This is a genomic window from Sphingorhabdus sp. EL138 (assembly GCF_900258045.1).
GTDB lineage: Bacteria > Pseudomonadota > Alphaproteobacteria > Sphingomonadales > Sphingomonadaceae > Parasphingorhabdus.
The window spans coordinates 1,243,332-1,266,276 of the sequence record NZ_OGVD01000004.1; the positions used below are offsets into that span (position 1 = coordinate 1,243,332).

A 22,945-nucleotide genomic window follows, 5' to 3' on the forward strand; every position below is an offset into this window, starting at 1 on the left:
CAATCTCCAATTGATACGCCTGCCAATTAAAGGTTGGCATTGCGTTTGGTTAAGCCTTAGCGTCTGGCCCGAACAGTATAAAGCCGAAACAGGGAACAAAGCGGTAAAATGATGGAAATTCTAAATGGTCTGATCGACCGCTTGTCCGACATGGTTTTCTATAAAACCCATATATTCGGTATTGATATCGAGCTGGTGGTGCTTTGGCTGGCTTTCCCGATGCTGTTCTTCACTGTCTATCTGGGATTTATCAATCTGCGCGGTATGGGGGCCGGTTTCCGTGCGCTGCGGGGGAAGTTCACTAGCCCTGACCAACCGGGCAACATGTCACCCTTTGCTGCGCTTACCACGGCGTTGTCGGGCACTGTGGGTCTGGGGAATATCGCCGGCGTAGCGATCGCCCTTTCCACCGGCGGACCGGGCGCCGCCTTCTGGATGTTCATAATCGGTTGGGTCGCGATGACCTTGAAATGTGCAGAAGTCACACTCGGCCTCAAATATCGCGAAGTTCAGCCCAATGGCGATGTTCGCGGCGGCCCCATGTACACGCTGAAAAATGGACTGGCTGCAAAAGGGTTCGCCAAAATCGGGCTTGTCATTGGCGGCATTTATGCGTTCCTCGCCCTGTTCGGGGCAATCCCCCTGATTCAGGTGAACCAGAGTTATGCGCAAGTGGCCCATGTCACCGGTTTCACTGAGCCGTTGATCTACGGAATCATCATGGCGGCTCTCGTCGGTTTGGTGGTGATTAACGGTGTTGGCTGGCTGGCACGGGTCACGGCTTCTGTCGTCCCTGCTATGGGCCTCGTTTATCTGGGCGGCGTCTTTGCGATACTCGCGATCAATTTCGAGCAGGTTCCGGCAGCCATCGCCCTGATTGTCTCAGACGCCTTCACCGGCGAAGCTGCTGCTGGTGGAGCCATCGGCGCATTTGTCGTAGGCATGCGCCGCGCGGTATACTCCTCTGAAGCAGGTATCGGCTCTGCAGTTATCGCGCATACCCAGGCACGTACTGATGAACCGGCCTCGGAAGGCCTGGTTGCCCTGCTGGAACCTTTTATCGATACAGTGGTCATCTGTTCTCTGGGCGCAATCGCGATGGTCGTTGCGGGCACCTATGTCGGCGATGTCGAGGGCATAGAGATTACATCTGCCGCGTTCGCGACTGTCGCAAACTGGTTCCCCTACCTACTCGCAGTGGCGGTTTTTCTGTTCGGCTTTTCCACTCTCTGCGCCTGGGGTTTTTATGGCCAGCAAGCCTGGTGCTATTTGTTCGGCCACAACAAGGCAGCAATTTGGTCTTATAAGTTTGTCTATGTTATATGCTTGCCGATCGGCGCGATGCTGGAATTGGGGCAGGTCATCAAGCTGGTCGACAGTGCCTTTTTCCTGATGGCCATTCCCAATATCATCGCGCTCTACATTTTTGCGCCGGAGATCAAACGAGAGATTTTCGGTTATCTGGACAAACAAAAGTTGCCATCAGAGGAACTGCATAATGAAATATCGCAAGCTCGGTAAAGAACTGGAAGTATCGGCATTGGGTCTTGGCTGCATGCCGATGTTCGGCATCGGCAGCGGTATGTATGGCCAGGCCGATATGACTGAAAGCCTGGCAACGCTCGACCGCGCGATAGAATTGGGCGTGACCTTTTTTGACACCGCCGAAGTCTATGGCCCCTACAAAAATGAAGAACTTCTGGGTCAGGCAATAAGGGGACGGCGCGACCGTTTGGTCATTGCCACCAAATTCGGCTTTGATCTTACCGACATGCCGAATATTGGAACAGATTCATCCCCTGAAAATGTCCGCCGCGCCTGTGATGCCTCTCTCCAACGTTTGGGGGTTGATGTCATCGACCTGTTTTATCAGCACCGTGTAGATCCCGATGTACCGATTGAGGATACGGTCGGGGCAATGGCAGAGCTCGTCCAGGCCGGTAAGGTTCGTTACCTCGGCCTGTCAGAGGCAGGAGCGGACACTATAAAGCGTGCACACGCCGTTCATCCAATTGCGGCGCTGCAATCGGAATATTCTCTGTGGGAACGCAGTATTGAGGAAGAAATTCTGCCGATCTGTCAGGATCTGAATATCGGTTTCGTACCATATAGCCCATTGGGCCGCGGATTCCTTACTGGCCAAATTACCAGCCGCGATGATCTCGATGCCGATGATTATCGCTTGCGTGATCCGCGCTACTCGGAAGAGAATTTTGATCAGAACCTGAAAATGGTTGAGGTCGTCAAGCAAGTCGCCGAACGCCACGGTGTTTCACCAGCGCAAATCGCGCTGGCATGGCTGTTGGCTCAGGGTGACTTCATTGTCCCTATCCCTGGTTCCAAACGCCGGGCCACGCTGGAAGACAGCATGGCCGCAGTAGAGGTCGCGCTGACTGACGCTGATCTGGACGAACTGGAGAAGGCCGCGCCGGTCGGTGGTACTTCTGGCCCACGCTATGGCGAAGCGATGATGGCCATGGTCCGCCTCTGACCAAAGCTGGTCATCCGGGCAGATGTCACTTTCCTGAGAGGCTTTCGCTATGAAATCCTGGCCAGTGCTCTTTCTCAGTTTGGAATAATCATCACCAGGTGTGATTTGTGTGAACTTTGAACCGCCGCCCGTTACCGATCATAAGCCTTGGGAAGCGCCCCCGGTGCCGGATTGCGATAGCGTTCGCGCAAGCGCTCCTGACGATTGGAAAGCGATTGCTCGACACCATCGATGAACACGGTTTCCACCTGTGTGGACAGCTCCAGCGGATCGCCGGTCCAGATGACCACATCGCCCTGCCGTCCGGCTTTCAGTGATCCGAGTTTCGCGCCCATGCCCATAATTTCGGCCGGTTTGGAACTGATTGCGGCGAAAGCTTCGTCCCAACTCAATCCTGCTGCGCGAGGAATCCTGTTCAGTGCCACCAGATTGCCGGCATATTGCATCGAGTAGCGCAGTTGATGCGCATCGCGGTCGTTGATCATCCCGATGCCAACCTGCACGCCTGCCTGTTTCATCCGGCCGATATTGGACTGCGTCGCGGCCAGCTCCTCAAACCCTTCCGGCAGATCGGTAAGCGCCGACGCCAATACCGGAACTTTGGCTGCCGCAATGGCATTGGCCACCCGCCATCCTTCATGTGCACCGACCAGTACCAGTTTCAGCGACGGAAAGTCCTTGCGCAGATCGAGTACTTTCAAAATGTCATTGGCACTATTAACATGCACCATCAGCCGCGTGGAGCCGTTGATAATCGGCAATAATGCCTTGGCATCAGATGCCTTCATCAGATCGCTGTCAAACAGCGACGGACTGCGCGAATAGGTCCGCGCTTCTTCCAGCATAGCACGGAACAGGATATGCGCTGCGGCACGGCTGCCCCCTGCCCGGCGGTGACCGGTTTCACCGAATTCAACAAATTGAAAAGCGCGTGCTTTGGTAATGGGATCGCTGTCCTGGCCCAGATCGACAATCGCGCCATAGCCGCCAAACATGGAATTGCCTGTACCCGGGGAAACAACCGCCCGGGTTACACCGGCAGCACGGTTTACCGCAACGGGTGCAGCGAAGGGATTAACGGCATATTGAACATCAAGCGCCGCAGAGAAAACCGAGTCCGCCGCGCGGGTATCGTTGGTCGAACGAACCGCGCCGACTTCGACCAGGCCAATACGGCTGAAGCCTGCAAATATGCCGGGCGTCACCCATTTTCCCGACGCATCAATACGCCGGGCATTGGCCGGAACGGTAACATTGCTGCCAGCCGCCACTACGCGGCCGTTCCGGATAACGACCGTCGCATTGTCCATCGGCGCGCTGCCGTCACCGACAACTACCTTTCCGCCAGTAATCGCAATGGTTTCAGCCGCAGCAGGAGCCGCCATCAGGGCAAGAGAAGAGACAAGAATTGTGGCGAGGTGCTTCATTTCACGTCTCCTTCGCCCGGCTGACCGAGTTCAAAATCACTCACCGGTCTACGACCTGGGTCATTGGCATCGTAAAGCATTGCACCATCAATCCAGACCTTTTCCGGGCGGGCATAAACGCTCAGCGGATTACCATTCCATAACACCACATCCGCCATTTTACCGGGCTTCAGGCTTCCGGTCTGATCGGATATACCCATGGCCTTGGCGGGATTATAGGTAATCCACTGGATCGCCTGCGCATCGCTAATTTCGATACCCATTGCCCGGCCATCGGCAAGTGCCTTAGAGGCTTCTTGGTTCAGCCGCTGAATCTGGTTTTCATCATCAGAGTGGATGACGACGCAGGCTCCGGCCTGTTGCAGCAGGGCGGCATTTTCAGGGATCGCGTCATAGGCTTCCATCTTGAATCCCCACCAGTCCGCCCAGATCGCTGAACAGATATCTTCTTTGGCGAGGATATCGGCAATTTTGTAGCTTTCAACGGCATGATGGAAAGCGGTCACTTTATACCCGAACTCCTTCGACATATCGATGATCTGGTTGAGTTCATCAGCGCGATAGCAATGGTTGTGCACCAATATATCGCCATCAAGCACGGCCACCAGTGTTTCCATCGCCAAATCGCGCTTCGGTGGTTTCGCTCCCTTGCTTTTCTTGCGATAGTCCTGTGCATTAATCCATGTCTGGCGGGTTAGTGACAGGCTACCCATCCGCGTGGAAGGTTTCCTGTTGCGTCCGCCATAAACTCTTTTCGGATTCTCGCCGCAGGCCATTTTCATGCCATAAGGCGCGCCAGGAAATTTCATCGCCTGCACGGTACGAGCCGGCACGTTTTTGAGCGTCACCGCCCGACCGCCGAACAGGTTTGCCGAACCGGGAAGGATTTGCAACGACGTTATCCCGCCATTGGCCAAAGCCCGGGAAAAGCCAGGATCCTGCGGCCAGACGCTATGCTCCGCCCAAACCTCCGGTGTGACAGGAGAAGTGGCCTCGTTTCCGTCGCTATGCGCAGGGACACTGGGCGTCGGATAATCACCCAAATGACTGTGAATGTCGATAATGCCCGGCGTTACATATTTACCGGTTCCGTCGATGATAGTGCTATCGGTCGGTATTGCGGTGTCGGGACCACCAATCGAGACGATCTCACCCGCCGACATGAAGATCACGCCATTGTCAATCTGCTGGCCTTCGCCATCAAATATCGTCGCCCCGGTGATAACTACATTGTCAGACGGGTAGCGTTTGTAGGTGGAAGGAAATGCGGCTTTTGCCGAGCTCTTGCTCGAACCGCTTGCCGATGCACTCGCGGTTTCGGTTTCAGCCGCTGTGGCTGCGCAACCCGTAACCAATGCTCCGGCAGCAGCCACTGCCAGCAAGTCCTTCCATTTCATATTCGACCTCTACGTTAAAATTTGCCCATTCAAGATTTTGTCGTCGGATGAATACCGGCAGCCGCTGGTTCCCCAAATTCGCTTTGGCCTTCCAGATCATCGCCGATATTGTCGTCCTGAAGCGTATCGAGATGCATCAGTTTCTTGATCAATGGTGAAATCACCAACACACCGAAACCGACTGCCACAGCGACCCAGCCTACGGTGGAATATACATCAAGTACGACCTGCTTACCTGCTTCTTGACCAACGCCTTCCGCTCCAGTCGCTGAAGCGATCAGACCGGCGGCGAAATTGCCAGTTGCTGAAGCGAAGAACCAGGTCCCCATGATCAAGCTGGCCATGTGCCCCGGTGCCAACCGGTTCATGGCCGAAAGTCCAACCGGAGACAGGCAAAGTTCGCCGGTCGTGTGCAACAGATAGATCAGGAAGATGAAGATCACAGGCGTGGCATTTTCAAGTCCTGCAGCTTGCGCACCCCAGACAAGAACCAGGAAACCAAGACCAACCTGGACAACACCAAGGCCGAACTTGAATGGCGCCGATGGCTCCATGCCCTTGCGCCCAAGAACCGTCCACACAGTGGCAAAAACCGGTGCAAGCAGGATGATGTAAATCGCGTTGATTGACTGGAAAGTCGACGCTGGGACGCCTGCGCGATCCACGTGACGATCAGTGAACAGGTTGAGCGAGGAGCCCGCCTGTTCAAACAACGCCCAGAATATGATTGATGTAACAATCAGGAACATGGCGGCAAAAATCCGGTCACGCTCTTCCGACGACAGCTTGGAAACGGCGGTGTAGAGGACATAGAGGACGAGACCTCCGCCGAACACGCCAAGCACATAACCGACCAGATCCTGATACTGAATAGCAAGCCAGCAGATACCAACCATGGCAAGACCGGCAATATACATCCACCATTCCAGCTTTAAGCCGGCTACGGGCTGTTCCAGTTTTTCCGGATTAGCCGGCTCACCGCGACCAAGCAGCAACGGCTTGCCCCAGATGAACACCATCAGGCCAAGCAACATGCCAATACCTGCCAAACCAAAGCCATAGGCCCAACCGTAGGTTTCACCAATATAGCCGCAAAGCAGTGAACCGAGCGCTGCGCCAAGGTTAATTCCCATGTAGAAGATCGTATAAGCACCATCCCGGCGAACATCCGTTCTTGGATAGAGCTGGCCAACAATGACCGAAATATTGGCCTTCAGAAAACCCGATCCGACGATGATCAAAGCGAGAGCCAGCCAGAAGACATTGATGACCGGATTGTTATCATGACCAAAGGCCGCATCCCCTTCAAAGGCCATGAAGAAGTGCCCGAGAGTCAGGAGAACGGCACCAAACAATACCGCCTTTCGCTGACCCAGATATTTATCGGCGAGATACCCGCCGACCACCGGTGTAATGTAGACTAGCGCTGTATAAGCGCCATAAATGATGCCGGATTCGCTATCGGAGAAGAGCCAGTGCTTGGTGAGGTAAAATATTAGAAGAGCCCGCATGCCGTAGTAGGAAAAGCGCTCCCACATCTCGGCAAAAAACAGAACAAACAGACCTTTGGGATGGCCGAGGAAAGTTCCCCTTGCGTCTCCCGCTTCTTGATACCCACTAGCCATTAAATCGGCCTCCCTAATAGTTGTGCGAGCTGTCGATCGCAGCCCAGTTGAACCGCACCCTAGTCAAAAATGATCGCGTGTGAAGCATATTGTTGCACTTGTGACCAGTTTGTGAACAAAAAACGTTGCAATCATTCGCTGTCACTACAAGGTTAAAAACATGTTCAATGACCTTTCCAGCCTCAACAGCTATTTATCCTCCCGCCGTTCCGGTCGGCCACGCAACATGATCGCTCCGGGGCCGAGCGACGAACAGATTGAAGATATTGTCGCTACCGCGCTTCGAACGCCAGATCATGGGAAGCTGGCCCCTTGGCGCGTCATTCGGATAGATAGCGATCAGCGCAGCCTTTTGGCTGCCGAACTGGCGAAGGCCTATCAGAGCGATAAGCCCGATGCAGGGCGTTTGGAGCTGGAAGCCCTGGAGACAATGGCGCATCAAGCACCGGCCTTGCTGGTTGTCCTGTTTTCTCCCGTTACATCGACCAAAATACCGCTTTGGGAACAGGAACTGAGCTGCGGCGCATTTTCGATGAACGTGATTCACGCCATTCATGCCCACGGTTTTGTCGGAGGCTGGATTACCGGTTGGCCAACTTATAATGATGATGTCCGCGATCTTTTTGGAAAAGCACCTGAACGCATTGCTGGCTTTATTTTCGCTGGCACCGCAGATGGGGCGCTTGCCGAGCGTCCACGTCCAGAACTGGACGCGGTCCTTTCCCGTTGGACCGGTACACAATCTGGCTAACTGGTTTCAAACAATACTAAACGGCAGAATAATAACACTTACCCCTTGCCTGCATCGCTGTATTATGGCAGTGAAGCAGCATGAACAATGCAAGCAAACCTGTCTATTTGAAATTGCGGGATATCATCTCGGAATCCATCCTCGATGGCGAATATGCCGAAGGTGATATGTTGCCATCCGTCCGCAGCTTTGCAGTGGAGCAAGGAGCCAACCCTCTTACAGTTGCAAAAGCCTATCAAGGTTTTCAGGAAGATGGCCTGGTGACAGTGAAACGCGGTGTTGGCATGTTCGTGGCAAGCGGAGCAAAGGCCAAATTGCGAGATGCACAGCGCGCGGATTTTATCAAGAATGTTTGGCCGCCAGTGGAACGTCAAATGAAGCGACTGAATATCAAGCTGGATGAACTGCTCGAAAACGAAGCCTGAGTTTCAAGCCCGCTGCTCTTTATCACATTCACTGCTTGAGCGCAGCTGACGCCTGCGCAAGACTACGGCGATAAGTGGCATTTTGCGGCACCATCGTCACTGCTTTCTTGATCAGGTCATGTGCGTCCTTGTCCCGTGAACCATCTGCCAAGAGTGCCAGCCCATAGAGATGCGATACCACCGGACTTGAAGGTTGCACAGAATAGGCAATCCGCCCTGCACTGACCGCCTTTTCCGTTTGCCCTAATCCCGTGTAAGCTTGGGACAGCCCCGCCATGATCAAGGCGTCATTGTCACCAATACGTTTGCGCAGACTCTCCAGTATCCGGCTCGCGATGCCCCAGTTTTCCGTTTCGAGATGCTCATAAGCCATCCAGCGCAAACCGGCGATGTTACTGGGATTATAGTTCAGATATTCTGCCAATACCTGACCTGATTCTTGCATGGCCCCTTTTGCCCGAAGTGCTTCAACAATGCGCAGCATAACGGGTTCGGAAAAGCGGATACGGCGAGCGATAGCGAGCGCATCTAGTGCCTCGTCATAGTCATCCAAGGCTATGGCGGTGTCTGCGACCAGCAAATGAGCGTCGCTTGCACCGGGGTTACCGCGTTGCAAGCGCTTTGCTTGCGAAAAGGCGGCAGCAAAATCCCCGCTGTGATATAGCGCCCGGATATAGGGTATAACTGCGATCGCATTATCAGGCGCACGTTCAGCTTCGGCGCGCAAAACCCCAATTGGTGTTTTTGGCACAAAAGCCGTTTTGCCGCCGATATCATGCCGCGCTGCTCGATTCAGCATATCGACAGACCTGGCTTGCATGTCCATCGCCTCTAAAGCCCGTCCAGCCTGCCATAACGCGTACGGGTCCGCGCCACTACTATTTGCCTGACGCTTCAAAACCTCGATCGTACCTTCCGGATCATCTGCAAGATAAAGCGACCGCGCCAGCAAGTTTTGTGCTTGCCGGTTATTTGGTTGTAGTGAGACGAGCCGCCTGAATTTATCGACCGCGCTGTTATAATTCGTTTCGCCATACTCAATGATGCCCTGCACCAGCAATGCGGCCGGCACGTCATCTAAGCGCCCCTCCGTCTTTTGCATGAGCGTGCGCGCCAGACCATATTCGCCTGCCCGTGCCGCCAATACTGCCTGCATGAAGAAAGCGCGGGGGTTCCGACCATCGAGCGAAATGATTTTCCGAGCAACGATCAGCATATCCGTCATCCGGCCCATATCCCCGAGTGTCGCGGCATATTCGGTCAGCAGGGACACATCATTGGGATCAATCTGTAGCGCCCTTTCAAACCATGGAAGGGCGGCCGCCAAGCCGAACTGAAAACGGATAAGCTCTCCGCGATACTGCAGCGCTCGAATATTGTTCGGTTCCAGCTTAACCGCCTCGTCTACCGCAGCAATCGCACCTGCCTGGTCGCCCGATCCGGCACGAAACCGCGCCACATCAACCCACAGGTCAGCGTTTGCAGGATCCTGTGAGATGGCTTGGTCGAAAGCTCTTGTTGCCAACGCATCGTCGCCAGTTTGGACAGCTACACGACCGACAATTCTTGCGGCATAGGCCTGATGCTGAACCGGAATATCATTTGCAAAAAGTTGCTCTTTGGCTTGATCCCATTTCCCCTGCAGTTGCAAAGCATGACCATAAAGATGCCGCACTTCCGTAACTTCAAGACCCAGATCAAAGGCACGCTCCAGTTCCGCCTCCGCGCCGATTCCATCGAACAATTTCAATAATATCTCAGCCTGCAAGACACGCGCATCAATCCACTGCGGGTCCGCCTTGATTGCGTTCATCAACTCGATACGGGCAGACCTTACATCACCGCGAGTGCGATGTTCCTGGGCCTTTGCAAACGCGTCCCGTGCATCTTCGTTGCCATCGCTGGCCGCTTGAATTGCGGTCGAGAGTCCGGTCAGAACCAGTCCGAGCAACAGCGCCAAGACCACAAGCCTTGAACGTCGCACTGAGATGAACCGATCCGGCCAGACCATGATTTTAGCTCGCCTGCTGCAACTGATATTGTTTCAACAGATCATAAAGTGTCGGACGGCTGATACCCAAAAGCTTCGCAGCATTTGATATATTGCCATCTGTTTGTGAAATGGCGCGGATGATGGCAGCACGATCTGCCGCCTCCCTCGCCGCTTTGAGATTCAGCAAATCAGAGACTTCATCTTCAGCAGCCTCCAGATCCAGATCGCTGGCGGCAATCATTTTGCCGTCTGCCATTATCACCGCGCGCTTTATACGGTTTTCCAGTTCCCTTACATTACCGGGCCATTTCCATGCCTCCAAAGCAGCCAACGCATCAGGCGCGATACCTTTGACCGCCGGATTAATCTCGTCGGCAAATTTTTTCTGGAAATGCCGCGCAAGCAGGCTCGTATCACCAGATCTCTCTGCCAAAGCAGGTATTTTGATGACGATCTCTGCAAGGCGGTAGTATAAATCTTCACGGAAGCTGTTATCCGCGATCATTTCCTCCAGATTTTGATGCGTTGCACAGACAATTCTAGTGTCTACGGCAATGGCTTTCCGGCCGCCTATCCGCTCGATAACGCGTTCCTGAATGAAACGGAGCAGCTTGACCTGCAATGGCAGTGGAATGTCACCCACTTCATCCAAAAACAAAGTCCCGCCGTTGGCTTGCTCAATCTTACCCTCGGTCATCTTCACGGCACCGGTAAACGCTCCCTTCTCGTGACCGAAAAGCTCTGACTCTAACAGGTTTTCCGGAATGGCCGCGCAGTTTATGGCCACAAAGGCCTTGTCACGACGGTCACTCGCATCATGCAACCCGCGAGCTAAAAGCTCCTTGCCGGTCCCGCTGGCGCCCAACAGCATCACCGAGGCGTTTGTATTGGCAACACGCTCAATCATCTGCGCCACTTTGAGCATCTCAGGAGCACCAGTGATGATCCGGCCGAGAACCGCGTGGTTGCCGTCTTGTTTCGCGGCAAGACTGGAATTCTCCAGTTCGAGTTTACGAACATGGAAAGCTCGGCGAACAATTAAGCCAAGCTCGTCAATATCTACCGGCTTTTGATAAAAGTCCCAGGCACCAGCCGCAATGGCGCGCAGTGCACTTTCCTTTTCACCATGCCCCGATGCAACGATAATTTTAGTATCCGGTTTCAGGCTGAGTATCGCGTCCATTGTTGCGAAACCTTCAGTCGTCCCATCCGGGTCTGGCGGCAAACCAAGATCCAGGGTGACAACATCGGGTTCTTCCGCGCGAAGCATGTTTATAGCCGTTTCGCGATCACCGGCAACAATGACCTCAAAATCCTCATAGGCCCACTTCAGCTGCTTCTGCAGTCCAGGGTCATCCTCGACGATCAGAAGTTTCTCCAGTGGTTTTTCGTCCTTATCAGACATTTCAAGCGACCCTTTCATTTACTATCTCATCATCTGCCAAATGGCTGGCGAGCGGCAATATCAATGTAAATCGGCTTCCTGCGCCTTCTTTACTTTCCACTTCCAGCCGGCCGTTCATCGCCATCGCCAAGGATCGGGCTTCAAAGGCACCGATGCCAAAACCGCCATCCTTGCTGGACGCAAAAGGCTTGAACAACTGACTGCGGATAAACTCACTCGACATGCCGACACCGCGGTCCAGAACTTCGATTGCAACACTCAAATCCCGCCGGCGTGCATTTATCAATATAGGTTGACCGTCCGTACTGGCATCAATCGCATTTTGGATGAGATGTCCCAATATCTGATCAACCCGGGTGCGATCGGCCATTGCGGTCAGATCATCAATCTGTGCGCTCTCAATTGCATGCAGCAGACGTTTCTTTTCAATGATCGATTGCAACAAAGCTGCGACCTTGACCGGTTTCGGTTCCTCGGGTTTGGCTTTGTTATGCTGTGACAACCGCTCCAGAAGCCCATTCATTTTACCCGCAGAATCTTGCAACGTTGCAATCATGTCAGCCTGAAATTCCGGATTGTCTGCATGCCGTTTTGCATTGCGGGCCAAGAGGCTAAGCTGACTGACGAGATTTTTGATGTCGTGCATGACAAATGCCATACGGCGGTTAAATTCGTCGAAGCGTTGTGCCTCCGAAAGTGATTCCTGACTGCGCGCTTCGGCCAAATAGCTTGCCACTTGGCGCCCAACCACCCGCAGCATATCAAGATCTTCCCAGTCTAGCGTCCGATTTATCCGCGGCCTCGCCAGCAGTACAATACCGGCCAGCCTGTCAAAGTGGACCAGCGGTACTGCTGCCCAAGTCTGTGGATCATTGGTCATCCATTCCGGAATAGCGCTGGCATCTATTTGATCGACCTTATCGGCCCTCAGGGCATCAAATTCGATAATGTGTCCGGTTTCTTCGAAAAATGGCACTGTCCCAGTCGTACAGGCTCGCGAAGGGACATGTATGGTGGGCCAGTTCCAACGAGACTGCAGCGTTAAACGGCCAGCATCATCAGGCATCAACAATATACCTGCCGGGGATTCGGTAATATCGGCAATAGCTTTGACAACGCGTTCATGAAAAGGCGCACTGTCGCTGCCTGGTCGTCCAATGGTGTCGGTAAACCTGATCCATTCGGCCCGATAGTCATAACGATGCTGGAAGAAATTTTTCGCCAGTTTGACTTTAAACCAGGCACGGAATTTTCCTGATGGCAAAAGCAGCAATGCCGCGATGGACGTGCCGAAGAGAAAGCTGATCTGTGCCAGCCGCGCGTAGTCCCCGCCGATGATCTGCAACGCCGTTGCAATGACAATCATCATCAGTAGATATCCACCGATGGCCACAAGCGACAAAGACCGGAACGCGACGCTCCGGGACAGTTTCAAACGCCATTCGGTGTTTCGCACCGATGCCAATGCGAGGATGGGCGCGATACAGGCCATTGCCGGTCCACGCATAGCCGTCAGTTCGAGCGAAAACTGTTGTGTCAGATAGGTGATCGTGAACAGATTAAGGTCGTAAGTCCAAATCGCAGCTAGTGCAGCCATTGGAAGCCTGATGCCTCCACGCGTTTCTGGTGCCGAAATCGAATATAGATTATGGACGAGCACCAGGGCACCAACGGCAAATAGCATACGAAGCACCAGCGAGGTGTAAGCCGCCATACTGGCAAGACGTGGGCTGCCGGTAAAGATCGGAATCAAGGAATCCACGACGATTTGGCCGATAAGAACAAACGCTAGCGCAAAATATATAATGTTCACAGCTGTGGGTTGGTGACGCCCCTCACCTACCCTCAAAAGGACAAACATGAAAATCAGCCACCCCATGTTCCTCAGGGATTCTGCAAAATTGGATATCGGTGAAAAGGCACCTTCCACCGCAATGCTCAAAGCCCAGAAACTTGTGAAAGCCAGCGCCAGAACCAGTGACTGCTGTGTCCTGTTCCGCTCGGTTTTGCGTTGGAACTGCCATATCGTCAGCGCAGCAAAAAGCGCTGCCGCTAGCCCATGTCCCAATATGCTGATCTGACTCAAAATCGTCACCATCTCAGCGCGCACCTTCTGGCCAAAGCACAACCCGGATGGTCTGCAACAGGATCAGGATATCAAGAAATGGCGTATAGTTTTTGGCGTAGTAGAGATCATATTCCAGCTTGTGCCGGCTGTCTTCAATCGATGCACCATAGGGATAATTGATCTGCGCCCATCCGGTAATCCCGGGCTTCACCATATGCCGCTCAGCATAGAATGGCATTTTGGTCTGCAGGTCATCAATAAACTGCGGACGTTCCGGGCGTGGACCAACGAAGCTCATTTCGCCTTTCAAAACACTCCATGCCTGCGGAAGCTCGTCTATGCGCACCTTGCGGATAAAATGCCCTATCCTGGTGATCCTGGGATCATTTTCACTCGCCCAAACAGCCTTGCCGCCAGTTTCAGCATCGGCACGCATTGAACGCAATTTGAGAATGTTGAACTTCTGGCCATACAGCCCAACACGTTCCTGTTTGAAAAAGGCACCGCCGCGGCTCTCCATCTTTATCAATCCGGCAAAAAGCAGAATGAGAGGGCCCGTAAAAAGCAGCAACAGTAAACTCAGAACAATATCAAAACTGCGCTTGAAAACGGTGGATATCCTGCGTCCGGAGGAGAAACCATCTGAAAAAATAAACCAGCTTGGGTTAACGCTATCGAGATCGACCCGCCCAGTCTCTCTTTCCAGAAAGCTGGACATATCGTTTACATGAACCCCTGTGGTCTTGATCGTAAGCAGATCAGCCACCGGCAGTGAATTTCGTCTTTCTTCAAGCGCCAAGACAACTTCACTAACCCCCAGGTCAATCACATGTTGCGGCAAATCATCTATGTCGGTGCGTTTTATCGCCGTTTTAACGATAGCGGGACCTTCATTCATGTCTACGTAACCGCTGACAACGAAGCTGCTTTCTTGTCTGCTCGCAAGTTCTGCGATGCGGTTCGCCCTCGGGCCGGCACCTAGGATCAAAAGACGGCGCTTAAATACTCTGCTATCGAGTATTGTACCCAGCATCACTCGCGCGGCCATCAAAAGGAAGATTGACAAGATCATCGCATAGAGAGAATTCGAGCGCCAAAGCGTCGTTCCCGGCAGTATGAATGCCACGATAGACAGGAAAATCACACCTAGTGAAATGGCCACCAATATACGTGCTGCTGCAAATCTCAGCGATTGAAGCGCTTCACTCCCGTAAACCCCGACGGCAATCAGGGCAATTTCGAGCGCCACGGCAAAGCTAATGATTGGCGCGGGGCGATCATAAATGGAACCGGCGTTCATCCCGATTTGGTTAGCGCGCAATACCCAGCTGATTTCAGCGGCAACCACCAATAGAAACAAGTCCAGAAGCCCCAGAAAAATGATGGGGTAGGGAATATAGTGTTTGAACAATCTGATCATTAAGCAAGCAATCTTGTGGCAAGGCACTCACCTGATAGACAAAATTCGTAAGCTGTCGGTTAATTTTACACTCTTTTTCCGACCAACCCTGGAATTCCATCAAAATTGTTCAGTTTTCCGACAGTCGATTCTCAATCATTGACGAAACTATAAGGTGTCAGTCCGCTTTCCAGCTCGTCAAATTTCAAAGTCCGGTTTTTTGGTGCGGCAGATCGCTGAGGACATTTGTCCCTTGTGCAAGCGGGGCAGCCAAGACCGACGGGTGTTGCGCTTTCCGTCGAAAGGTCAATTCCCCGTGCATAGTATAAGCCGGCAGCCATATCCGCTGACAGTCCCAAACCGACGGCGAATTCTGGAAAATACCCGTTAACACCTGTTCCTACCCCCTGAACTGCGCGCGACAGAGTGAACCATGTCGACCCGTCTTCCAATCCTATCAACTGGCTTCTTTCCTCCAATGGCCGGTCAAAGACACGATGAATTTCCCAGAGCGGACAACGATGGGCACTTTCAACCAGGGACGCATTGCTCGCACCTGCGAAACGTTTGGAAACCAAACCTGACCGGTCAATCCGTATCATGAAAAATGGCAAACCGCGTGCACCGACCCGCTGCATAGTCGTCAGTCGATGGGCCACCTGCTCGAAACTGGCACCAAAACGGCGCTGCAAAACCTGTATTTGATATCCGGTTTGCTCACATGCCCTTAAAAAACGGGCATAAGGCATCATCAAAGCAGCCGCAAAGTAACTTGATAAATGGCGATGATACAGGCGCTTTGACACTTTATCGGGGAGGTCCGCACCAGAAACCAACCCTTCGATTTCGGCCTGGGCCTCAATTTCTCCGAGCAATGCTGCGGCCTGAAAGGTACGAGAGGCTGGATCAAGCATTTCCGACAGCTGTAGCTGCCGAGCATGTAAATCCAGTCTTCTTACAATATCCGGCAAAACAGTTTCAGGGAGAATTCTTATGGTAAGTTGATGGTTGACCCGGAGCCTCTCCGCGATCGCACCATATAAATCTGCCGCACCCAGGCGTAGCTCATCGGCAAGTGTCTCGGCCATAGCGTCAAGATCAGCAAAATGATTGCGCCAGCGTTCAATTTCTGTGCGCACCAACTGAAACGGATCCAAAGTTTCAGGGGCATTATCATCACCTCCCGCTGAACGGCTGTCGAATAGTCTTACGAAGGCTTCTGCGGCATTTGGTGCCGCAATCAGCCATTCCTCCAACTCCGCTCGATCAACGACCAAGTCATCAAACATGGGAGCAGCCAAACGCCTGCCAAGTCCATCAACCCCGCCACCAGGTTGGTCAGCCACCAGTTGCCGGGGATCAAAATCGAACCGATCTGCAAGCAATAACATCAGTCGCGCACTTAACGGGCGCTGGTTCCGCTCAATCAAATTCAGATAACTGGGAGATATATCCAGCGCCTCAGCCAACGCCAATTGTGTCATGTTGGCGGTCCGGCGAAGCCGCTTTATCACCGCGCCAGCAAAAAGTTTTCGATCTGCCATGGGTGATATCCATGTAAATATTTTTACAAATTATCAAGCTTAAATGGAAATAGTAATCATATTTACATTAGATTCTGTAAATTTTCTTTGCGTCCTTCTTCATGATGACCCAAACGATGAGGGAACGGACCGTTTGATCGGTCTCGAAACAGTTTCCTGGGGAGGAAAAGCTATCCGTCGGAGCCTTGCCGCTCCGACGGATTTTTTATGCACAAGGTGTAAGCATATTTTAAGGGCGAGCCGTTAAGGTGATCATATAAAAATCTAAAATTAGGTGCTCTTGATGATCAAACAGGCAATTCTTTTCGTCGTTTCCACTGGTACACTCATTTACTTCATCGCACCCGTTGATGATGAAAAAGCTGCGGAGCCGATTGCAGAAGAGACTTCCAAAACGAAGTCTGCAGTCAAGTCGAGTGCTTCAGACCAATGGAGCTACGACGATGACGAGGGGACCGAGGAATTTGTTTTTGGCGAACCGCTTGAATATTCTGACGATGCAGATACTCCAGCCGGTAATAGCGGCGAAATCGCCGGAACCGCGGGACCAACAATCGACGAACCCACAAAACGGATCGCACGGACGAACTATATCAGCCCGGCGGTTTACTCCAAAGCTCCAAAACCCGGCGGGCCTGGCAGCAAGGAAAATCCAATCGATATGACGCCGCCAGGTGGCAGGAAGCTACCGCAGCCGAAACCCTAAGCATTTCAAACCGCGAAAGACGAACGGCCTACTCGCAGCGTTTCATGACATAATTGTCGGGTTCTATATTCAAGATGAATTGATCCGGTCCAGATATCGTAACAGGCCCCTCCATCTGGAAACGACCTCCTGCCTCGCCTGTTTCTTCATCCTCCGCCAGATCGGTCAAGTTGAGCCTCAACTGACCGGCCGACCATTGCCAAATGCCGGTCAAGTCTTCCGATATGAAATTGCCGCCAGCCAATAGCGTCCAGTTTGTCGGTTGATCGCAAGTTTCTTCCGAAAAAGCCCAGCGCCCTTCGAAATATGACGCTTCAATAGCCTCTGCTGATTCCGGTACTTCAACATTGGCAATAGACACGGTTGCTGCAACAGCAACGCTGACCGCGCCGATTGCCCTGGTCGCAGTCATCCACTAACCGCCCTTTTTCATAATATCGAGCGCCGCAGCTGTGAGCGCTTCTGCACCCGTTGCGACGACTTTTTCCGCATCCGGTGCCCAAAGCGGACTATGGAGTGACGGCAATTTCGTACCCGCCTTTTTCGCAGCCAGATACTCATCCATCGGAACACCGCCGACCCAGAAAATCATGCTTTTGATTGATTCATCGGCACGGCGATAACGGCTGAAATCTTCACCGCCCATCACAGGATTGGATTCCACCACCCGTTGTTTGCCGAAGCGCGCTTCAAAAAGCTTTGCCATCTCGCGGGTAAATTCGGGACTGTTATAAGTTGAAGGCGTAAATTCATCATCACGCACGCGAATTATGGGCATCCGGTCTTCCGGCAGCCCAGCTGTTACCGCCTCGCCTTTGGTAATCCGCTTGATCCCGTCAAGCAGTTTGGCCCGTGTCTCGTCGGAATAACTGCGAACCGTAAGCAACAGATTGGCTTTATCAGGGATAATATTATGCTTAAACCCTGCCTGAAAACTACCCACCGTGACCACCGCAGGGTCTTGCGGATCAATCTCGCGACTGACCAGCGTTTGCAGCGCGCCGACAATGCGCGAAGCCACCACGATCGGGTCCTTCGTTGTGTGCGGATAGGCACCGTGGCCGCCGACGCCTCTTACTTCAATGTCCACACTATCGACGTTGGCCAGCGCATAGCCGGGTGAATAGCCGATAAAGCCTGCCGGTGCGCCCGCGGCGTCATGAAAGGCCATGACATAATCCGGTTTGGGGAAACGGGTATAAAGCCCGTCCTCCAGCATCGCCTTGGCTCCCTCCCCGGTTTCTTCGGCGGGTTGCAGGATCATCACCAACGTGCCCGACCATTCGCCCTTGCGCGCAACCAGCTGGCGCGCTGTTCCGACCCAACCGGTCATATGCGTATCATGGCCGCAGGCGTGCATCACACCGGTATCATTGCCCTCTCGGGTTTTGGCGCGCACTTTGGATGCAAAAGGCAGTCCGGTTTTTTCAACCAGCGGCAGGGCATCCATATCCGCGCGGACCATCACCGTCGGGCCATCGCCATTTTTCATCACCGCAACGACACCCGTGCCGCCGACTTTTTCGGTCACATCAAAGCCAAGCCGCTTGGCCTCAGCCGCCAGCTTGGCCGCTGTCTGAAACTCTTCGCCGCTCAATTCGGGATTGGCATGCAGATCACGATAAATTTCCATCAGCGATGGCAAGTCCGCCTGGATCGCATCTCTCAGTGGATCAGCTTGCGCCGGTGTACACAACAAAACAGTACTGGCCGCAACCAAGGCGGCTTTCGAAATCATACGCATCACTATCCCCGAGTTATTTCACTAGCTTGTGAACCTAACTGCTCAAACACCGCTTGTCAGGCACAAATTTAATCGGCGACGGGAGCCAGTTCCATGACATTCACAACCGACTCATAATAGGGATAGGGAAAAACCATGCGCCAGCGTTTCGGACCGATACGTTCAACCACGGCGGCCTGATCCCGCTTTTCCGTTTTTCCATAAGGCACGGCCTTGTCTTCATAGCCATAGAATGACGTACCCAGATAGATGGAATGGCGAGTGCCTGCCTCATACAACCATCCTGTCGTGCGTTGAGAGCCGGTCAGTTTGATAAAATGGCGGCGATCACCATTAACGGTGACACGACATCGAAAAGCCGGATAGGCTATGTAAGGTAAGCCGCCACTGGCATCGCCATCCAGTTTGGTGACCGAGCAGGAATAAAGTCCCGCCGGAATCTTGCTGTCCGGCAATGCTGCCTCTTCTTCAAAGAGCGGTTTCCTCGCGGAGAGTTTGCCCCCTTCGCCGCCTTGGGTAGCGCCGGCGCGCCCTTCCTGCAGAGCCTTTTGCCAGTCATCCAGTCGTTTTTGGTCTGCCGCTGTCGCAAGCTCTCGCCATTGCGATTCCGGATGCGGGCTGTCTTTGGCCACTGCTACCGAAACCAATCCGGCCGACGCCAGCATTGCCATGATCACAAGCCGCCCGCGGGTCATTGGGCCGTCCAGCCGCCGTCGATGGAGATATTCGCGCCGGTGATTGCACTCGCTTCATCCTTGCACAAGAACACAGCCAACGCAGCGATCTGATCGATCTGGACAAATTGCTTGGTCGGTTGCCCTGCTAAAAGCACATCATTCATCACCTGCTCACGGGTCATATTCCGCGCCTTCATTGTGTCGGGTATCTGGTTCTCGACCAGCGGCGTCCACGCATAGCCGGGCGAGATCGTGTTTACCGTAATTCCCTGTTGCGCAACCTCCAGCGCAACCGTCTTGGAAAATCCCGCAATCGCATGTTTTGCGGCATTATAGGCCGATTTATAGGGGCTAGCGACCTTGCTGTGCATAGACCCTGTATTGATGATCCGGCCCCAGCCGCGTTCCTTCATGCCCGGCAAAACCGCCTTGGTCGTGTGGAATGCGCTGTTGCAGATGATGTCCATGATCGCGTCCCACTTGTCGTCGGGAAACTCATCGACCGGGGCAACATGTTGAATTCCGGCGTTGTTGACCAGAATATCGACTTCTCCCAATTGCTCTGTGCAGTCTGTCGCCATTTGCCGAATTTCCTCCGGCTTGGTCATGTCGGCATTGCTGTAAGCGGCCTTGGTTCCACTCAACTTTTCCAGTTCCTGCCGTAGCGTTTCGATTTCGCCTTCATCACCAAAGCCGTTGATCATCACCGCCGCGCCCTCAGCAGCCAGCGCTTTTGCATATCCACCGCCAATGCCCGAGGTCGACCCAGTCACGAGAGCGGTTTTACCCTTCAGAAACATAGATTTTCTCCTTTGGGCGACCTTAAAACAGTCACAAGTGACTGCAACGGCTTTTTGTAAAAGAATTGCGCAACGCTTGCGCTTTTGTCCGATTCAGGCGAATTGAACTCTAATAGGAGAGAAGCCATGCGTTTAGATGATCTGGACCCCAGCAAAAATGCCCGCGACCATGGAAGTGGTGGCGGCCGCAGAGGATTTGGCGGCGGCGGTGGAGGTGGCGGTCTGGGACTGCTACTAAGCTTCCTGCCCATGTTGCTCGGCCGGAAAATGGGCTGTGGAACCATCCTTTTGATTGGCGGCGCGGTATTGGCCTTTATGTATTTCGGCGGCGGTGCCGGTATGTTGACGGGCGGTGGAACGCAATCCGGCGGGTCGGGGGACGCGGTTGCCTATGACACTCAGGAAGAACGTTTTGCCGGTCAGGTGCTGGCTTCTACCGAACAGACCTGGTCCAAGCTGTTTCAGGCCAATGGATCTCGATACCAACCAACAACAATCAACTTCTACCAGGGCGGTGTAAGTTCGAACGGCTGCGGCTCTGCCAGTTCGGCCGCGGGGCCATTTTATTGCCCAGCCGACCAAGGCATTTATCTCGACACGTCTTTTTTCAATGAACTTGAAACAAAAATGGGCGCACGCGGCGATTTCGCCAAAGCCTATGTTATTGCCCATGAAGTAGGCCATCATATCCAGACTCTAAGCGGTGTCTCCCGGCAAGTTCGGCAGGCCCAGAGCCGAGCAAGCAAAGCAGAAGGAAATGCACTTCAGGTGCGCATGGAGTTGCAGGCAGATTGCTATGCCGGTGTGTGGGCCGCACAAAATGCCGATCGTATGGAACCCGGCGATGTCGAAGAGGGCCTGACCGCAGCCCATGCTATTGGTGACGACACCCTGATGCGCGGGGCTGGACAACGCCCTGTGGAAAGCATGTTCACCCATGGCACGTCCGAACAGCGCATGGCGTGGCTGAAAAAGGGTATGCAAACTGGCGATCCGGCCGCGTGCGATACTTTCGCACGCGGCGCGGTTCGCTAGTCTGTTGGCTTAGGTCGCCGGTCCTTTCTGCAAAGACCGCGACCAGTCAAGTCGGCGGGTAACGAACATCACCCCGGCCAGTGCAGCAAAGATCAGCAGCGATCCGATAAGCAGCGAGTAAGCCTCCAGGCTCAACAGGATATAGATCACGCCGTAAAGCGCAGCCAATAGTCCGCCGATAATCGATGCCCTTCGCCAACTCGACAGGACCGATGCAGCATAAGCGGTTATCAGCCCGATAGTGGCTATCGATGCAACGACATAGGCCAGCGCAAAGCCGATAATCTCGGCAAAGGCCAGCAGCAGGATGAAGAACAGTACCAGCGCTACCCCAACCAGAATATACTGAACGGACGAGATGCGAACGCCTCCGATCAGGTCAAACAGCAGAAACGCGACAAAGGTAAATCCGATAAACAGGAAACCATATTTGGTCGCGCGGCTCACCTGGTCATAGAGGTCAACCGGCTGGATCAGGTTTACGGTCACGCTTGAAGGATTGCCCGCGCCGCCGCCGTCATAAGAGCTGTAAGATCGATTGCCGGACTGCGGGTAAACTTGTTGTCCAGCCTGCGTGGATGTCAGAGAGCTGCCCAGCGCGAGGTTCGAGATACCATATTTCGCATCAAAGCCGGCATCGCTTACTTCATTGTCCGGCAAGAACCCGCCGGTGAAGCTGGGGTGCGGCCATTTGGATTTTACTGACCAGTTGGTTTGTCCGGCATCCGGCACCATCGTCAGGCTTTCGGTTCCGCGGAATTTCACGTCAAAATTCACCGCCATTTCACCATCTGCCAGCGCGGTGGCGTCCAGCCAGGCAAAGAAGCCGGTATTGCCCGTCTCGCCAAGACCTTTGCCAGGTTGCAGCACGAGCGACTGGCCGTCCACGGTCAACTTGTTATCTGCTGACAGGCCCCTTGCATCGGACAAGCCAAAGCGGATTTCGGCGCGAGCGAAATCAATGTCCGCGCGGTCAATACCGGAGCGATCGAAATCTTCCGGAAGTTTAAACGAAGCAGAGCCGGTCACATTGGTGTTGTAAATCACCACTTCATAGATGGAGCGGCTTTTGACTTCTGTCAGGATATCACTGTCAAAGGTCATGACTTCCGGCGAGATATAGAGTTCGCGGGTCACGACATTGGTGCGGGTTACGGTCTTGCCATCCTGCTCCACTGATTCCTGCACCTTGGCCTTGTAAGGTAGTACGATTTTCGGTCCGGCAAATACCTGCTGCCCGCCCCAACCGGTGACAATGGATTGCTCCGCCTGCTCACTCTGCGTCTGGCGGTCATATATCAGCAACCAACTCGCGAACAAAGGAATTGCCAGCAAAAAGCCGGTTAGCAGCACCAGCAGGAACTTGGCTCCGGGCGATCGTTCCGGTCGCCGCGGTGATTGAATATCTTCGTCGGTTTCAGTCATAGTGAATTTCCCTCTAAATCCCTGTATTTGCTG

General features: G+C 53.5%; 19 protein-coding genes. 6 read left to right on the plus strand and 13 right to left on the minus strand.

The genetic code is table 11. The features are described 5' to 3' along the window. Nucleotides 1-111: 111 nt before the first annotated feature. Both DK507_RS15945 and DK507_RS15950 read left to right on the plus strand, forming a co-directional pair. Nucleotides 112-1,521: a sodium:alanine symporter family protein gene (locus DK507_RS15945; RefSeq protein WP_109357739.1), complete on the plus strand. Its 1,410-nt coding sequence runs from the start codon at nt 112-114 to the stop codon at nt 1,519-1,521. Beyond that, nucleotides 1,499-2,491, plus strand: coding sequence for an aldo/keto reductase (locus tag DK507_RS15950; protein WP_109357282.1), 993 nt, complete (start codon nt 1,499-1,501; stop codon nt 2,489-2,491). Before DK507_RS15945 ends, DK507_RS15950 begins: the two co-directional genes overlap by 23 nt. Before the next feature lie 131 nt (nt 2,492-2,622). Here DK507_RS15950 and DK507_RS15955 read toward each other — a convergent pair whose 3' ends face one another. Genes DK507_RS15955 through DK507_RS15965 form a run of 3 tightly spaced genes read right to left on the minus strand, consistent with a single transcriptional unit; the run spans nt 2,623 to nt 6,940 of the window. Then, nucleotides 2,623-3,918 (minus strand): amidohydrolase family protein, encoded by a 1,296-nt coding sequence (locus DK507_RS15955; RefSeq protein ID WP_254054419.1) that lies wholly within the window; start codon nt 3,916-3,918, stop codon nt 2,623-2,625. Next, complete coding sequence (locus tag DK507_RS15960; RefSeq protein ID WP_109357283.1) at nt 3,915-5,315, minus strand: amidohydrolase; 1,401 nt, start codon at nt 5,313-5,315, stop codon at nt 3,915-3,917. The genes DK507_RS15955 and DK507_RS15960 overlap by 4 nt, the downstream gene beginning before the upstream one ends. Before the next feature lie 29 nt (nt 5,316-5,344). Continuing rightward, nucleotides 5,345-6,940, minus strand: coding sequence for a peptide MFS transporter (locus DK507_RS15965; protein ID WP_109357284.1), 1,596 nt, complete (start codon nt 6,938-6,940; stop codon nt 5,345-5,347). A gap of 160 nt (nt 6,941-7,100) precedes the next feature. Here DK507_RS15965 and DK507_RS15970 point away from each other — a divergent pair, with 160 nt between their 5' ends. Beyond that, the gene (locus tag DK507_RS15970) at nt 7,101-7,691 is read left to right on the plus strand and encodes a nitroreductase (RefSeq protein ID WP_109357285.1); all 591 of its coding nucleotides are present in this window, start codon (nt 7,101-7,103) and stop codon (nt 7,689-7,691) included. An 80-nt stretch (nt 7,692-7,771) separates the two neighbouring features. Continuing rightward, nucleotides 7,772-8,116 (plus strand): GntR family transcriptional regulator, encoded by a 345-nt coding sequence (locus DK507_RS15975; RefSeq protein ID WP_109357286.1) that lies wholly within the window; start codon nt 7,772-7,774, stop codon nt 8,114-8,116. A 28-nt stretch (nt 8,117-8,144) separates the two neighbouring features. Here DK507_RS15975 and DK507_RS15980 read toward each other — a convergent pair whose 3' ends face one another. The 5 genes from DK507_RS15980 to DK507_RS16000 form a co-directional block, all read right to left on the minus strand. Next, nucleotides 8,145-10,127, minus strand: coding sequence for a tetratricopeptide repeat protein (locus DK507_RS15980; protein WP_109357287.1), 1,983 nt, complete (start codon nt 10,125-10,127; stop codon nt 8,145-8,147). Nucleotides 10,128-10,131: 4 nt separating this feature from the next. Continuing rightward, nucleotides 10,132-11,514 carry a PEP-CTERM-box response regulator transcription factor gene (gene prsR / locus DK507_RS15985; RefSeq protein ID WP_109357741.1) on the minus strand — a complete coding sequence of 461 codons (1,383 nt, stop codon included), beginning with the start codon at nt 11,512-11,514 and terminating at the stop codon, nt 10,132-10,134. 1 nt (nt 11,515) lies between these two features. After that, nucleotides 11,516-13,612, minus strand: a complete 2,097-nt coding sequence (prsK, locus tag DK507_RS15990; RefSeq protein ID WP_254054420.1) for an XrtA/PEP-CTERM system histidine kinase PrsK — start codon at nt 13,610-13,612, stop codon at nt 11,516-11,518. A 1-nt stretch (nt 13,613) separates the two neighbouring features. Beyond that, nucleotides 13,614-15,002 carry a TIGR03013 family XrtA/PEP-CTERM system glycosyltransferase gene (locus DK507_RS15995; RefSeq protein ID WP_109357288.1) on the minus strand — a complete coding sequence of 463 codons (1,389 nt, stop codon included), beginning with the start codon at nt 15,000-15,002 and terminating at the stop codon, nt 13,614-13,616. A 131-nt stretch (nt 15,003-15,133) separates the two neighbouring features. Further along, nucleotides 15,134-16,525: a short-chain fatty acyl-CoA regulator family protein gene (locus DK507_RS16000; RefSeq protein ID WP_109357289.1), complete on the minus strand. Its 1,392-nt coding sequence runs from the start codon at nt 16,523-16,525 to the stop codon at nt 15,134-15,136. Between the two features lie 283 nt (nt 16,526-16,808). Between DK507_RS16000 and DK507_RS16005 the strand changes: the two genes are divergently transcribed. Next, entirely contained in the window at nt 16,809-17,231 is a 423-nt protein-coding gene (locus DK507_RS16005; protein WP_109357290.1) for a hypothetical protein, read from the plus strand. A gap of 28 nt (nt 17,232-17,259) precedes the next feature. Here the strand turns inward: DK507_RS16005 and DK507_RS16010 are convergent, their stop codons facing one another. The 4 genes from DK507_RS16010 to DK507_RS16025 all read right to left on the minus strand — a co-directional run bounded on the left by DK507_RS16010 (nt 17,260) and on the right by DK507_RS16025 (nt 20,452). Continuing rightward, nucleotides 17,260-17,643: a hypothetical protein gene (locus DK507_RS16010; protein ID WP_109357291.1), complete on the minus strand. Its 384-nt coding sequence runs from the start codon at nt 17,641-17,643 to the stop codon at nt 17,260-17,262. Between the two features lie 3 nt (nt 17,644-17,646). After that, nucleotides 17,647-18,975, minus strand: a complete 1,329-nt coding sequence (locus tag DK507_RS16015) for an amidohydrolase (protein WP_109357292.1) — start codon at nt 18,973-18,975, stop codon at nt 17,647-17,649. Nucleotides 18,976-19,043: 68 nt separating this feature from the next. Continuing rightward, on the minus strand, nt 19,044-19,670 hold the full coding sequence (locus DK507_RS16020; protein ID WP_109357293.1) for a DUF4893 domain-containing protein: 627 nt from the start codon (nt 19,668-19,670) through the stop codon (nt 19,044-19,046). Further along, on the minus strand, nt 19,667-20,452 hold the full coding sequence (locus tag DK507_RS16025) for a 3-hydroxybutyrate dehydrogenase (RefSeq protein ID WP_109357294.1): 786 nt from the start codon (nt 20,450-20,452) through the stop codon (nt 19,667-19,669). The genes DK507_RS16020 and DK507_RS16025 overlap by 4 nt, the downstream gene beginning before the upstream one ends. A gap of 126 nt (nt 20,453-20,578) precedes the next feature. Between DK507_RS16025 and DK507_RS16030 the strand changes: the two genes are divergently transcribed. After that, nucleotides 20,579-21,487, plus strand: a complete 909-nt coding sequence (locus tag DK507_RS16030; protein ID WP_109357295.1) for a neutral zinc metallopeptidase — start codon at nt 20,579-20,581, stop codon at nt 21,485-21,487. Between the two features lie 9 nt (nt 21,488-21,496). Here the strand turns inward: DK507_RS16030 and creD are convergent, their stop codons facing one another. Further along, nucleotides 21,497-22,912 (minus strand): cell envelope integrity protein CreD, encoded by a 1,416-nt coding sequence (gene creD, locus DK507_RS16035; RefSeq protein ID WP_109357296.1) that lies wholly within the window; start codon nt 22,910-22,912, stop codon nt 21,497-21,499. Nucleotides 22,913-22,945 lie beyond the last annotated feature (33 nt).